12 protein-coding genes are annotated in these 13,489 nt (G+C 70.8%); 11 read left to right on the top strand and 1 reads right to left on the bottom strand.

The genetic code is table 11. The annotated features are described in order from the left end of the window. Positions 1-49 precede the first annotated feature (49 nt). On the top strand, positions 50-1,417 hold the full coding sequence (locus tag IF54_RS0103820; RefSeq protein ID WP_030314463.1) for a hypothetical protein: 1,368 nt from the start codon (positions 50-52) through the stop codon (positions 1,415-1,417). Between the two features lie 132 nt (positions 1,418-1,549). Here IF54_RS0103820 and IF54_RS0103815 read toward each other — a convergent pair whose 3' ends face one another. After that, complete coding sequence (locus tag IF54_RS0103815; protein ID WP_020116449.1) at positions 1,550-2,086, bottom strand: HNH endonuclease; 537 nt, start codon at positions 2,084-2,086, stop codon at positions 1,550-1,552. Positions 2,087-2,369: 283 nt separating this feature from the next. Between IF54_RS0103815 and IF54_RS0103810 the strand changes: the two genes are divergently transcribed. From IF54_RS0103810 to IF54_RS0103760, 10 genes are all read left to right on the top strand, one after another. Beyond that, positions 2,370-3,476 (top strand): mechanosensitive ion channel family protein, encoded by a 1,107-nt coding sequence (locus IF54_RS0103810; RefSeq protein WP_037819297.1) that lies wholly within the window; start codon positions 2,370-2,372, stop codon positions 3,474-3,476. 12 nt (positions 3,477-3,488) lie between these two features. Beyond that, on the top strand, positions 3,489-3,635 hold the full coding sequence (locus IF54_RS42645; protein ID WP_159002067.1) for a hypothetical protein: 147 nt from the start codon (positions 3,489-3,491) through the stop codon (positions 3,633-3,635). A gap of 197 nt (positions 3,636-3,832) precedes the next feature. Next, complete coding sequence (locus tag IF54_RS0103800) at positions 3,833-5,026, top strand: ROK family transcriptional regulator (protein WP_030314453.1); 1,194 nt, start codon at positions 3,833-3,835, stop codon at positions 5,024-5,026. A 54-nt stretch (positions 5,027-5,080) separates the two neighbouring features. Further along, complete coding sequence (locus IF54_RS0103795; RefSeq protein ID WP_030314451.1) at positions 5,081-6,424, top strand: ABC transporter substrate-binding protein; 1,344 nt, start codon at positions 5,081-5,083, stop codon at positions 6,422-6,424. After that, positions 6,425-7,393 carry a carbohydrate ABC transporter permease gene (locus IF54_RS0103790; protein ID WP_030314449.1) on the top strand — a complete coding sequence of 323 codons (969 nt, stop codon included), beginning with the start codon at positions 6,425-6,427 and terminating at the stop codon, positions 7,391-7,393. Positions 7,394-7,395: 2 nt separating this feature from the next. Then, positions 7,396-8,289, top strand: coding sequence for a carbohydrate ABC transporter permease (locus tag IF54_RS0103785; protein ID WP_030314447.1), 894 nt, complete (start codon positions 7,396-7,398; stop codon positions 8,287-8,289). A gap of 7 nt (positions 8,290-8,296) precedes the next feature. Beyond that, positions 8,297-9,562, top strand: a complete 1,266-nt coding sequence (locus tag IF54_RS0103780) for a 6-phospho-beta-glucosidase (RefSeq protein ID WP_030314445.1) — start codon at positions 8,297-8,299, stop codon at positions 9,560-9,562. Beyond that, a complete protein-coding gene (locus IF54_RS0103775) occupies positions 9,553-10,524 on the top strand; it encodes an N-acetylglucosamine kinase (protein ID WP_030314443.1) in 972 nt (323 codons plus the stop codon). Before IF54_RS0103780 ends, IF54_RS0103775 begins: the two co-directional genes overlap by 10 nt. 414 nt (positions 10,525-10,938) lie before the next feature. After that, positions 10,939-12,408 carry a hypothetical protein gene (locus tag IF54_RS0103765; RefSeq protein WP_030314441.1) on the top strand — a complete coding sequence of 490 codons (1,470 nt, stop codon included), beginning with the start codon at positions 10,939-10,941 and terminating at the stop codon, positions 12,406-12,408. A gap of 14 nt (positions 12,409-12,422) precedes the next feature. Further along, a complete protein-coding gene (locus IF54_RS0103760) occupies positions 12,423-13,478 on the top strand; it encodes a glutamate ABC transporter substrate-binding protein (RefSeq protein ID WP_030314439.1) in 1,056 nt (351 codons plus the stop codon). Positions 13,479-13,489: the final 11 nt, after the last annotated feature.

Below are 13,489 nucleotides of genomic sequence, written 5' to 3'. Positions count from 1 at the left end.
CACCGCAGACGCACCGAGCACCGACCGAGCAGCCCGTGCCAATGGCCCGCTGGGCACCGACCTCCGCCTGGCCTGGCTGCTCACCCGGGGGTCCGACCGGCGGGAGTGGTGGCGGGTGGGGCTCACGGCGCTCGGGGCGGCGCTCGCGACCGGGTTCGCGCTGGCCGCGGCCGCGCTCGCCTCGCTCCAGGGGCAGTACGCCGTCTCCCTCGGCGCCGGTCTCCTCGACCAGCCCGGCACCCGCTCCGGCGTGATCGTGACCCTGCTGCTCCTCCTGGTCCCCGTGCTCGGCTTCCTGGGCCAGTGCGCCCGTATCGGAGCCGTGCACCGCGACCGGCGGCTGGCCGCGCTGCGGCTGGCCGGCGCCACACCCGCACAGGTACGGCGGATCTCGTCGATGGAGACGGGCCTGGCCTGTCTGCTCGGCTCGGTGCTCACGACGTCCGCCGCCGTGGTCTTGATGCTGACCGGGTGGGAGAACCCGCCCGCGCTCGCCTGGGCCGGGGTCGCGGTGACCGGGCTCGGTGTGCCGGTGCTGGGCGCGGCCGCGGGCGCGGTGGCCCTGCGCCGCGTCGTGGCCTCCCCGCTGGGACGGGTACGGCGGATCCGGCCGCGTTCCGGGCGGACCTCGGGGCTGCTGCTCGCGGCCGCGGTGCTGCTCCTGGCCGCCTCGGCGCCGGTCGCCGTGGCCCTCACCTCCCGAGGCGGGCCCCAGCGCACGCCTGCCTACGGCGGGCCGCCGCTGCTCGTGGCCGGTCTGCTCGTGGTCGTCGGCGCGGCCGCATTGGGGCTCGTCGGCGGGACGGCCAAGGCGACGGGCCGGGTGCTGGCCCGCCGGGCCCGTACGGCGGCCACGCTGATCGCGGCGGAACGGCTGCGCGAGGACCCGTGGGCCGCGGCCCGCACGCACGCGGCGGTGCTGCTGGTGACGGTCGTCGGAACGGCGTACGTGGGGGTCCGCCAGGCGTTCCTGGCCGATCTCCACGCGACGGGCCCGGACCGGCTCGCCGCGAGCATGTCGTACTACGAGACGGGGCTCAACCTGACGGCGCTGGCGATCCTCGTCGCCCTCGCGATCACCCTCGGCGGCCTCGCCGTCGGCACCGTCGAGTCCCTGGCCGCCCGGCGCCGCGGCCTGGCCGCGCAGTCCGCCGCCGGGGTGCCCCGGTCGGTCCTGGGCCGGGCGCTGCTCCTGGAGACCGCCCTGCCCCTCGGGCCCGCACTGCTGCTGGGCGGCGCCGGCGGCATGACGATCGGCGTCTGCTACGCCCGCCTCACCGCGGACGGGGCCCCGGTCACGCCGTACGCCGCCCTCCTGGTCCCGCTCGGCGTCTACGCGGCCTGCCTCCTCGCCGCCGCGACCTCGCTGCCGCTGCTGCGCCGCTCGGTCCGCCCGGCGGAGCTGCGGTACACGTGAGGGCATGAGTGTCCGGTCCCGGAGGTACGGGGGGCCTCCGGGGCCGGCGCCGAGCCGCGGGCGCGGCCACACGCGCGTGTGCGGCTGCGTGCCACACGCGCGTGTGCGGGTGCACAAAGGCCCGGATCGTCGTCAGGCTGAGATGCCGTCGATCCGGGCCATGGCGTCCTCCGCGCCGTACGGTTGCAAGTAGGGCAACCAGCGCGGGTCCCTGTGTCCGGTGCCGATGATGCGCCAGGCCAGACCGGTGGGTGGAGCGGGTTTGTGGCGCAGCCGCCAGCCTATTTCGAACAGGTGTCGGTCGGCCTTCACATGGTTGCAGCGGCGGCAGGACGCCACCACGTTGTCCCAGACGTGCTTGCCCCCGCGGCTGCGCGGGATGACGTGGTCGACGCTGGTTGCGACGCCACCGCAGTACATGCACCGGCCCCCGTCGCGCGCGAAGAGCGCCCTGCGGGTGAGAGGCACGGGACCTCGGTAAGGAACCCTGACGAACCTTTTGAGCCGGACCACGCTGGGTGCGGGGACTGTGACGGTCGCACTGTGCATGAAGGCGCCGGATTCCTCCAGGGAGACCGCTTTGTTCTCCAGGACGAGGACGAGCGCGCGGCGGAGCGGTACGACGCCGAGAGGCTCGTACGACGCGTTGAGGACCAGGACATGCGGCACGGATGCCTCCTTGGGCGTCGGCGGCACGTGGCTCGCGCCGGGACGATCTGAGGTCAGTCTCCCCTCTTGGCCGGGAGAAACGCCACCATGTCCCGGTAACGGGCTGGGAGTGTTTTCGACCACACATTCCTTCATCCCCAGGTGAAGCCCGTCTCTCCCTCGTAGATGGCAACGATCCCCACACGATGCACCGTTAGTGTGGTTGTTCTGCCGCACCGGTGACCTTTTCGTGACCTTGACCGCCCTGCCGGACGGCAGACGCAAGCACCTGGAGGTACCTGCCGTGTCCTTGTCCGCCGTCCTACTGGCCGCCGGTTCGTCACCGACGCCGACTCCCTCGGAGTCGCCGTCCGCCGTGACGGTCCCGTCCCTCCAGGACGCCCAGGAGAGCGCGACGAACGCCGCCAGCTGGGTCGAGCAGAACTGGTCGACCTGGCTGGCGATCAGCCTGCGCGTCCTGCTGATCCTGGTGATCGCCGGGGTGCTGAGAATGGTCGTGCGGCGGGCCATCACCAAGCTGATCGACCGGATGAACCGTACCGTCCAGGCGGTCGACGGCACCGCGATCGGCGGGCTGCTCGTCAACAACGAGCGGCGGCGGCAGCGCTCGCAGGCGATCGGTTCGGTGCTGCGCTCGGTGGCGAGCTTCATCATCCTGGGCACGGCCGCCCTGATGGTCCTGGGGGCCTTCGAGATCAACCTGGCGCCCCTGCTGGCGTCGGCCGGTGTCGCGGGTGTGGCGATCGGTTTCGGCGCCCGCAACCTCGTCACGGACTTCCTCTCGGGTGTCTTCATGATCCTTGAGGACCAGTACGGCGTCGGTGACACCATCGACGCGGGCGTGGCCTCCGGCGAGGTCATCGAGGTCGGCCTGCGGGTGACCAAGCTCCGCGGCGACCAGGGCGAGATCTGGTACGTCCGCAACGGCGAGGTCAAGCGGATCGGCAACCTCTCCCAGGGCTGGGCGACGGCCGGCGTGGACGTGACCCTGCGGGCCTCCGAGGACCTCGACAAGGTGAAGCGGGTGCTGGGCGAGGTCGCCGAGAAGATGAGCAAGGAAGAGCCCTGGAACGAGCTCCTGTGGAGCCCGATCGAGGTCCTCGGCCTGGACAGCGTCCTGCTGGACTCCATGGTCGTGCGGGTCTCCGCCAAGACGATGCCGGGCAAGTCCCTGACGGTCGAGCGCGAGCTGCGCTGGCGCATCAAGCACGCCTTCGACGCGGCGGACATCCGGATCGTCGGCGGCGCGACGGTGCCCGCGGAGGAGGAGCCCGCCGACCCGACCGAGGCGGTGGCGGCTCCCTCGGTCTTCGCCAACTCCGAGTCCGCCCAGCACGCGGCGGCCTCCCCACTGGCGTCGACCCCGGCACAGCGCCCCGCGGCGAAGTAGGGCGCGACCCTCATGGTCACCGCCGACTGGGAGAGCAGCAGCTACACGGCGTACGTCTCCCAGAAGGCCACCACGGACGGCTACTACCGGTACGTCTTCGCGGGCACGGCCACCACCGGTGCGGCGACGGTCGCGGGTGACTACGTCGACGTGCGGTAGCCGCCGGTCCCGCCTCCGCTCTCTCACCCTCAGACCCCCGCAGGTAACGACTCCGTTTCCTGCGGGGGTTCCTGGTTCGCCCCCTCTTGACTCTCATGAGGTCCAGACCTACGTTCTCTGCATCCGATAGGAAACCTTCCTAACAGTCTTCTTTCTCTAGAGTCGTCTTTTCCCAGCAGTCACGGAGAGGGGCACCCATGGCAGGCACACCACGCACGCTCCGCGCCATGAACGACCGTGCCGCGCTCGACCTCCTGCTGGAGCACGGCCCGCTCTCCCGCACCAAGATCGGCAAGCTCACCGGCCTGTCCAAGCCGACCGCGTCCCAGCTCCTGGCCCGCCTGGAGGCGTCGGGGCTCGTCCTCGCCACCGGTACCAGCGAAGGCAGGCCGGGCCCCAACGCCCAGCTGTACGAGGTCGACCCGACCGCCGCGTACGCCGCCGGGCTCGACGTCACCCCCGAGCGCATCCTCGCCGCGGTCGCCGACATCACCGGCCGCACCGTGGGCTCCTACGAACTCCCGACCCCGGGACGGCGGCCCACCCAGCCCGTCGTCCGCCAGGTCACCGATGCCCTGGACGGCGCGGTGAAGGCGGCCGGACTCGCCCGCGGCGACCTCCACCGGCTCGTCATCGGCACCCCGGGCGCCTTCGACCCCAACACCGGCCGACTGCGCTACGCCTCCCACCTGCCCGGCTGGCACACCCCGGCCCTCCTCGACGAGATCGCCGCCATCCTGCCGATGCCGGTGGAGTACGAGAACGACGTGAACCTCGTCGCCGTGGCCGAGCAGCGGCTCGGCGCGGCCCGCGGGCACGAGGACTTCGTGCTGCTGTGGAACGAGGGCGGCCTCGGCGCCGCCCTGGTCCTCGGCGGCCGGCTGCACCGCGGCTGGACCGGCGGCGCGGGAGAGGTAGGTTTCCTGCCGGTTCCCGGAGCACCCCTGGTACGGCATGTCACCAAGGCCAACAGTGGTGGCTACCAGGAGCTCGCCGGCTCCCAGGCCATCCCCCGCCTCGCCCGCGAGCTCGGCATGACGGACATCCCCTCCGGGCCGTACGCCGAGGCGGCCGCCGCCCTCGTGGAGCGAGCCGCCGCCGAGGACACCGTCCTGAACCGGCTGCTCCTGGAGACCTACGCCACCCGCCTGGCCACCGGTCTCGCCTCGCTCGTGTCCGTCCTCGATCCCGAACTCGTCGTCCTCAGCGGCGCCTCGCTCACCGCCGGCGGCGACACCCTGCGTGACCTCGTCCAGGACGAGCTGGAGGAACTGGCAGCCTCCCGGCCCCGGCTGGTCGTCGGCGACGTCCGTGAACACCCCGTGCTGCGCGGCGCGCTGGAGAGCGCGCTCGCGGCCACCCGCGACGAGGTCTTCGACACCTCGCGCTGACCCTCCGACTCCCCCACACCCTCACCTCACCGCCCGCCCCTGGGAGACCTCGTCATGCGCTCAGCCACACCCTCGTCCGCCCGAAAAGCGGCTTTTGCCCTGACCGTGTCCGCCGTGCTCGTCACCACCGCCTGTACCGGCCAGGCCTCCTCCGGCGCCGACGACGACGCGTCCAAGGAGACGACCATCAACTTCTGGCACGCCTGGAGCGCGGACTCCGAGGTGGCGGGGGTGAAGGCACTGGTCGCGGGCTTCGAGAAGGCGCACCCCAACATCCACGTCAACATCGTCGGCAACATGACGGACGACAAGATCAACCAGGCGCTGCGCACGGGCGGCCCCAAGGCTCCGGACGTCATCTCGTCGTTCACCACGAACAACGTGGGCAAGTTCTGCTCCTCGGGCGCGCTGGCCGACCTGAACCCGTTCTTCAAGAAGTCGGGCATCGACCCGGACACCACGTTCCCGGCGGCGATGAACCAGTACACCCAGTTCGACGGCGACCGCTGTGCCGCACCGCTCCTCGGTGACGCCTACGGGCTCTACTACAACAAGACGGCGTTCCAGAAGGCCGGGATCACCAGTCCGCCCAAGACCTGGTCCGAGTTCGAGACCGACGCCAAGAAGCTGACGATCCCCCAGGGCGAGTCGTACAAGCAGCTCGGGTTCATGCCGGACTACCACGGCTGGGAGACCACGACCGAGCACTACCTGGGCCAGTTCTCGCCCACCTACTTCGACAAGGCGGGCAAGTCCACGATCGCCACCGACCCGGCCGTCGCCGCCGCCTTCACTCTCCAGAAGAAGCTCGTCGACGAACTCGGCGGCTACAAGAAGCTGGAGAAGTACCGCTCCGGTCTCGGCGACGAGTGGGGCCCCAAGCACCCCTTCCAGACCGGCCAGGTGGCCATGCAGCTCGACGGGGAGTGGCGCCTGGGCATGGCTGTGGACGCCAAGCCGGGCTTCGAGATCGGCGTGGCCCCGCTGCCCGTCCCGGACGACCAGGCGGACCAGTACGGCAAGGGCTACATCACCGGCACCATCGCCGGCATCGCCGCCAACAGCACCAAGCAGAACGCGGCCTGGGAGTTCCTGAAGTACATCACCACGGACACGGACGCCGTGGTCGGCTTCTCGAACGCCATCCACAACGTGCCCTCGACGCTCGCGGCCCTGAAGTCCCCGAAGCTGAAGTACGACCCGCGCTTCAAGACCTTCCTGGACATCGCCGCGAACCCGCACTCGACGACCGCCCCGTCCTCGATCAACGGCGGTGTCTACCTCACCACCATCCAGGACCTCGGCTACGCCTACGAGAGCGGCAAGGTCACCGATCTGAGGAAGGGCCTCGCCGACGCGGCCAAGCAGATCGACACGGACATCGCGCAGGCGAAGTAGATGGCCACGATCACTCTGACGCCGAAGCGCCGCCGGTCCGGCCTCGCTGCGAAGCGGCGGAAGCAAGCACTGCGGACCATCGTCTTCATGTCGCCCTGGCTGATCGGCTTCTCGGTCTTCTTCGCCTACCCGCTGATCTCCACGGTCTACTTCTCGTTCATGCACTACGACGGCTTCAGGCCGCCGACCTGGAGCGGGACGAAGAACTGGACCTACGTCTTCAAGGACTACCCCTTCTTTTGGCCCGCCCTGCGCAACACCCTGTGGCTGGTCGTGGTGATGGTGTCCCTCCGGGTCGTGTTCGGCCTCGGCGTCGGCATGCTCATCACGAAGATCAAGACGGGTACCGGCGTCTTCCGCACCCTCTTCTACCTGCCCTACCTGGCCCCGCCCGTCGCGGCGACCATGGCCTTCGCCTTCCTGCTCAACCCCGGTACGGGACCGGTCAACTCGATCCTGGAGAAGGTCGGCATCCCGGCGCCGGGCTGGTTCAACGACCCGACGTGGTCCAAGCCCGCCCTCACCCTGCTCGCCCTGTGGGGCATCGGCGACCTGATGGTCATCTTCATGGCGGCGCTGCTCGACGTGCCCACGGAGCAGTACGAGGCGGCCGAGCTGGACGGGGCGTCGGCGTGGCAGCGGTTCCGGTTCGTCACCCTTCCCAACATCTCGCCGATCGTGATGTTCGCCGTGGTCACCGGCGTGATCCAGACCATGCAGTACTACACACAGCCGTTGATCGCCGGGAAGGTCGCCTCCGGGGTGATCCAGGGCGCGGGCACCCAGTTCGAGCCCGGCTACCCGGACAAGTCCACGCTGACCCTCCCCCAACTCGTCTACAACCTCGGCTTCCAGCGCTTCGACTACGGCTCCGCGTGTGTCGTCGCCCTCGTCCTCTTCGCCCTGTCGATGGTGTTCACCGCGTTCCTGATGCGGCGCCGGGGCGGTCTCCTCCAGGCAGGTGACTGACCATGACCCAAGTACTTGACCGGCCGGTGGAGTTGAAGACACCGGCCTCGCCCGCCGAGCGCACGGCCCGCCGCAAGGCCCTGCTGGAATGGGTGGCGATCCACTCCCTCGGCATCGCCGCCGCCCTCTTCTTCACGCTGCCCTTCGTGTTCGTGTTCCTGACCTCGCTGATGAGCGACAACCAGGCCCTCAGCCGCGACCTGATCCCGCACACCTGGGAGTGGGGCAACTACAAACGGGTCTTCGACACCCCGGGCTTCCTGACCTGGTGGCGCAACACGCTCGTCTACGCGGGACTGGGAACACTCCTTACGGTCGTGTCGTCGGTCCCCGTGGCGTACGCCCTCGCCAAGTTCCGCTTCCGGGGCCGCAATCTCTCCCTGATGCTGGTGATCTCGATGATGATGCTGCCGCCGCAGGTCGTCATCATCCCGATGTACCTCTTCTGGGCGAAGCAGCTGGGCCTGTCGGGCACCCTGTGGCCGCTGATCGTCCCGATGGCGTTCGGGGACGCGTTCTCCATCTTCCTGCTGCGGCAGTTCCTGATGACGATCCCCAACGAGTACGTGGACGCGGCGAAGGTCGACGGCTGCGGCGACCTGCGCACCCTGCTGAAGGTCGTCGTGCCGATGGCCAGGCCGGGGATCGCGGCCGTGGCGCTCTTCCAGTTCTTCTACGCCTGGAACGACTACTTCGGCCCGCAGATCTACGCCTCGGAGAACCAGAACGCCTGGACGCTCAGCTACGGCCTGGAGTCCTTCAAGGGCATGCACCACACCGACTGGAACCTCACCATGGCCGCGACCGTGCTGGTCATGGCCCCCGTGATCCTCGTGTTCTTCTTCGCGCAGAAGGCGTTCGTCGAGGGCGTCACGCTGACCGGAGTGAAGGGTTAGACAAGCCATGAAACTCACCGTGGTCGGCGGAGGCTCGACCTACACCCCCGAACTCATCGACGGCTTCGCCCGGTTGCGCGACACCCTGCCCGTCGAGGAACTCGTGCTCGTCGATCCGGCCGCCGAGCGCCTGGAGCTCGTCGGCGGCCTCGCCCGGCGCATCTTCGCCCGGCAGGGGCACCCCGGCCGGATCACCACCACCCGGGACCTGGACGCGGGCGTGGACGGCGCCGACGCCGTGCTCCTCCAGCTGCGCGTCGGCGGCCAGGCGGCCCGGCAGCAGGACGAGACCTGGCCCCTGGAGTGCGGCTGCGTCGGCCAGGAGACGACCGGCGCGGGCGGCCTCGCCAAGGCGCTGCGCACGGTCCCGGTCGTCCTCGACATCGCCGAACGGGTCCGCCGCACCAACCCGGACGCCTGGATCATCGACTTCACCAACCCCGTCGGGATCGTCACCCGCGCCCTCCTCCAGGCCGGCCACAAGGCGGTCGGGCTGTGCAACGTGGCGATCGGCTTCCAGCGCAAGTTCGCCCGGCTGCTCGGCGTCAGCCCGGCCGACGTCCACCTCGACCACGTGGGCCTCAACCACCTCACCTGGGAGACGGGTGTACGGCTCGGCGGCCCCGAGGGCGAGGACGTGCTGTCCAAGCTGCTCTCCGAGCACGGCGAGGCGATCGCCGCCGACCTGCGCCTGCCGCGCCCGGTCCTGGAGCGGCTCGGCGTGGTCCCGTCGTACTACCTGCGCTACTTCTACGCGCACGACGAGGTCGTACGGGAACTCGGCACCAAGCCGTCCCGGGCGGCCGAAGTGGCCGCCATGGAGGCGGAACTGCTCCGGATGTACGGCGATCCGGCCCTGGACGAGAAACCGGAACTGCTCGCCAAGCGCGGCGGCGCCTACTACTCGGAGGCGGCGGTCGACCTGGCCGCCGGGCTGCTCGGCGGCGGGGGCAGCCCCTACCAGGTGGTCAACACCCTCAACCGGGGCACGCTGCCCTTCCTGCCCGACGACGCGGTGATCGAGGTACAGGCGGCAGTGGGACCGAAGGGTACGACCCCGCTGCCGGTAACCGCCGTGGACCCGCTGTTCGCGGGCCTGATGGCCAACGTCACCGCCTACGAGGACCTGGCCCTGACGGCCGCCCTGCACGGCGGGCGCGAGCGGGTCTTCAAGGCGCTGCTCGCCCACCCCCTCGTCGGCCAGTACGCGTACGCCGAGGGCCTCACCGACCGACTGATCGCACACAACCGGGAGCATCTCGCGTGGGCCTGACCGCATGCGTCCTCGCCGTCGACGCGGGCAACAGCAAGACCGACGTCGCGGTCGTGGCGGACGACGGGAACGTCCTCGCCACAGCCCGCGGCGGTGGGTTCCGGCCGCCCGTGGTGGGCGTCGAGGCGGCCGTGGACACCGTCGCCGACGCCGTGGGGCGGGCCTTCGCCGCGGCCGGGGTGAGCGCGGTCGGGCACGTCTCGGCGTGTCTCGCCAACGCCGACTTCCCCGTCGAGGAGGAGCGGCTGGCGGCAGCCCTGCACGCGCGCGCGTGGGGCGCGAGCGTGGAGGTCCGCAACGACACCTTCGCGATCCTGCGGGCCGGTGTCACCGAACCGCGCGGGGTCGCCGTGGTGTGCGGGGCGGGCATCAACTGCGTCGGCATGCGCCCCGACGGCCGGACCGCCCGCTTCCCCGCGCTCGGCCGGATCTCCGGCGACTGGGGCGGCGGCTGGGGGCTCGCCGAGGAGGCCCTGTGGCACGCGTCCCGCGCGGAGGACGGACGGGGCGTCGACACCGACCTCGCGCGCGTGCTCCCGGCCCACTTCGGGCTGCCGTCCGTGTATGCCCTCGTCGAGGCCCTGCACCTGGAGGACATCGCCCCCGCCCGCCGCCACGAGCTGACTCCGGTGCTGTTCGCCACGGCCGCGGCGGGCGACCCGGTGGCCCGCTCCCTGGTGGACCGGCTCGCCGACGAGGTGGTCGCCATGGCGACGGTGGCGCTGACCCGGCTCGACCTCCTCGACGAGGAGACGCCGGTCCTGCTCGGCGGCAGCGTCCTGGCGGCCCGGCACCCCCAACTCGACGACGGCATCAGGGAACTGCTCGCCGAACGGGCCCCGAAGGCCGTACCGCGGGTGGTGACCGCCTCCCCCGTCCTCGGCGCCGCCCTGCTGGGCCTGGACCGGGTCGCGGCACCCCCGGCGGCCCAGGCCCGGCTGCGGGCCTACTACGAGGCCTGAGCGAGCCCCGCGTCGGCGAACTCGGAGACGGACCGGTCCGTCCCGACGCCGACGCGGGCCGGGCCCAGCCGCTCGACGACATCCACCATCGGCAGCTGGTACCGCAGACTCCGGGCCAGGAACTTGTCGTCAGGAACCTTTCCTGTCCCGACGCCTCGTCACGCCTGGCCTTACCGGTGTCCGACGTTCTGCCGATCAACACCTTCGCAGCCCGCGCACGACGGCGACTCTGCGCGCCCCCAGGCGGAACCGAACCGATTCCGGCGGCGTATTCATGGGCAAGGGGTGGTGCGGGGGGGCGCGACCGGGCGGGCGATCCACTGCGATCCGATCAAGATCGAGTGAAGCCCGGTGCGGATGTCGGTCCCGGCAGCGATACTTGCGGCGACGGATGACCATGGGGGAGGTCAAACAGTGACACACCCGCCGAAGAGCAGTACGGCACCACCGGGTTCCGGGGTGCCCACGATTCCGTCCGTGCCACCGCAGCCGGCCGGGCCGTCACCGGTCGTGCCCCCACCACCGCCCGTACCGGCGGCCGAGGTGCCCGTCCGCCGCCGTACGGCCTTCGCGGAGGGCTTCGACCAGCTGCGCGCGGCCGCCACCACCGAACCGGGCCGGCTGCGGATCATCGGCGCCGGGCTCGCCCTGCTCGTCGTCCTCTTCGGCGCGGTGACCGCCTGGCAGACCAACGACCGGGCCGTGGCCGCGGACGACGTGCTGCACAAGAGCCAGCCGCTCAGCAGCGCCGCCGCCGACATCTACCTGTACCTGGCCGACGCCAACACCACGGCCTCCAGCGGCTTCCTCAGCGGCGGCCAGGAGTCGGCCGCCTCCCGCGACCGGTACGAGAGGGACATCAACAAGGCCGCGGCCGGTCTGGTCGAGGCGGCCTCGAACTCCGACCCGGGCTCCCCCGCCGCGAAGACCGTGGCCGAGCTCAACACCCTGCTGCCGGAGTACAAGGGGCTGGTGGAGCAGGCCCGGGTGTACAACCGCCAGGGCTTCCCGGTCGGCGGCGCCTATCTGCGCTACGCCAACGAGAAGATGCAGCAGCAGATGCTGCCGAAGGCGCAGAACCTCTACACCAGCGAGAACCAGCGGCTGAGCGCCGACTACGCCGACGCCACGCCCTACCCGTGGGCCGCGATCGGCCTCGGCGTCCTCGCGCTCGCCGGCCTCGCCTGGGCCCAGCACCGCAACTACCGGCGCACCAACCGGGTTCTCAACCACGGCCTGGTCGCCGCCACCGCGACGGCCACGGTGGTCCTGCTGTGGCTGGTCGTCGGCCACAGCTTCGCGCGCGCGGGTCTGAACGCCTCCTACGACCACGGCGTGCGCTCGCTCAACGTGCTGCACGACGCCCGGATCGCCTCCCTGAAGGCACGCGGCAACGAGAACCTCACGCTGGTGGCCCGCGGCGCGGAGACGAAGGTCGTGACGGACGCCCAGGGCAAGGAGACCACCTACGACGCCTACGACTACGCCTTCAACCAGAACATGGACGCTCTCGGCAAGGGTCTCGCCGCGGCGTCGAAGCTGGCCGACGACACCGTCGGCAGGAAGCCGGTCACGGAGGCCGAGGGCAACATGGCGGTGTGGAAGCAGCGCCACGGAACCGCCCGCGTCCAGGACAACAACGGCAACTACAAAGCGGCGCTGGACCAGGTCATAGGTGACAAGGGCGCGACACGCGAGTGCTTCGACAGCGTCGACCACAACCTCGACCTCGCCCTGAAGCACGAGGAGAAGGAGTTCACGCGGTCGGCAGGTGACGGCCTCGGTGCGATGACCGGGCTGTCCGCGGGGGCCGCCGTCCTGGCCGTGCTGGGCGCCGCCGGCGCGGTCCTCGGCATCGGCCGCAGGCTGTCGGAGTACAGGTGAGAGGGGGCGTGACGATGCGGATGCTTGGACGGGTGCGGACCGGTCTCAGGGGCTGGGGCGGCGTCGGAGCGATGGCGGCCGTGTGCGCCCTGGTGCTCGCGCTCGCCCTGCTGCTGCCGCAGGCCCGCTCCCAGGACGCCGGCACCGGCGGCTCCGAGCTGGCCCACGCCCAGCAGGCGGCGGACGGCAAGGCCTGCGACGACCCGGCGAAGAAGGAGCACCCGGAGTACCAGACGCTGCCCCCGTCGAGCCAGGACGGCGCGACCATAGAGAGGATCAGGGCCCGCAAGGGCGCGCAGCGCAAGCTGTGGGTCGGGGTCGACCAGAACAGCTACCGCTGGGGCTACCGCAACCCCAACGGCGGGCCCGGCGCCGACCTCGAGGGCTTCGACATCGACCTGGTGCACCGGATCGCGAAGGACATACTCGGCGACCCGAACGCCGTGCTGTTCAAGGCGATCCCGACCAACCAGCGCATCCCGGCGATCCAGAAGGGCTATGTGGACATGGTCGTCCGCACGATGACGATCAACTGCAAGCGCCTGGACGACGTGGCGTTCTCCGCGCCGTACTTCAAGACCGGCCAGCAGGTCCTCGCCCCCAAGTCCTCGGACATCAAGGGCTACGACGGCACCCTGGCCGGCAAGAAGGTCTGCGTGGCGGCGGGCTCGACCGCCTTCTCCCAGCTGGAGGACGACGAGAAGACGAAGAAGTACGTCGCCGCGAAGGACATCAGGACCGTCCCCAACCAGCTCGACTGCCTCGTCCGGCTCCAGCTCGGCGAGGTCGACGCCGTGGTCACCGACGGCGCGCTGGGCGCCAGCCAGGCCGCCCAGGACCCGACGGTCGAGCTGAAGGGCGAGACCCCGTTCACCACGGAGTACTACGGCGTGGCGATGAAGAGCGACGCCGACGATCTGGTGAGGCGGGTCAACCAGATCCTGGTGGACTACCGAAAGGACACCGCCGACGGCTGGCAGGCCTCGTACGACAGGTGGCTGTCCGCCACACTGGACAAGAGCTCGGCGGAGTCTCAGCCGCCGCCCCCGAAGTACTTGCGCAAGAGCTGACGAACGGCCGA

The organism is Streptomyces sp. NRRL B-3229 (genome assembly GCF_000719505.1).
GTDB classification, from domain to species: Bacteria; Actinomycetota; Actinomycetes; order Streptomycetales; family Streptomycetaceae; genus Streptomyces; species Streptomyces griseorubiginosus.
Note: the sequence above shows the minus strand (reverse complement) of the source record. Positions and strands in the feature narration are given on the sequence as shown.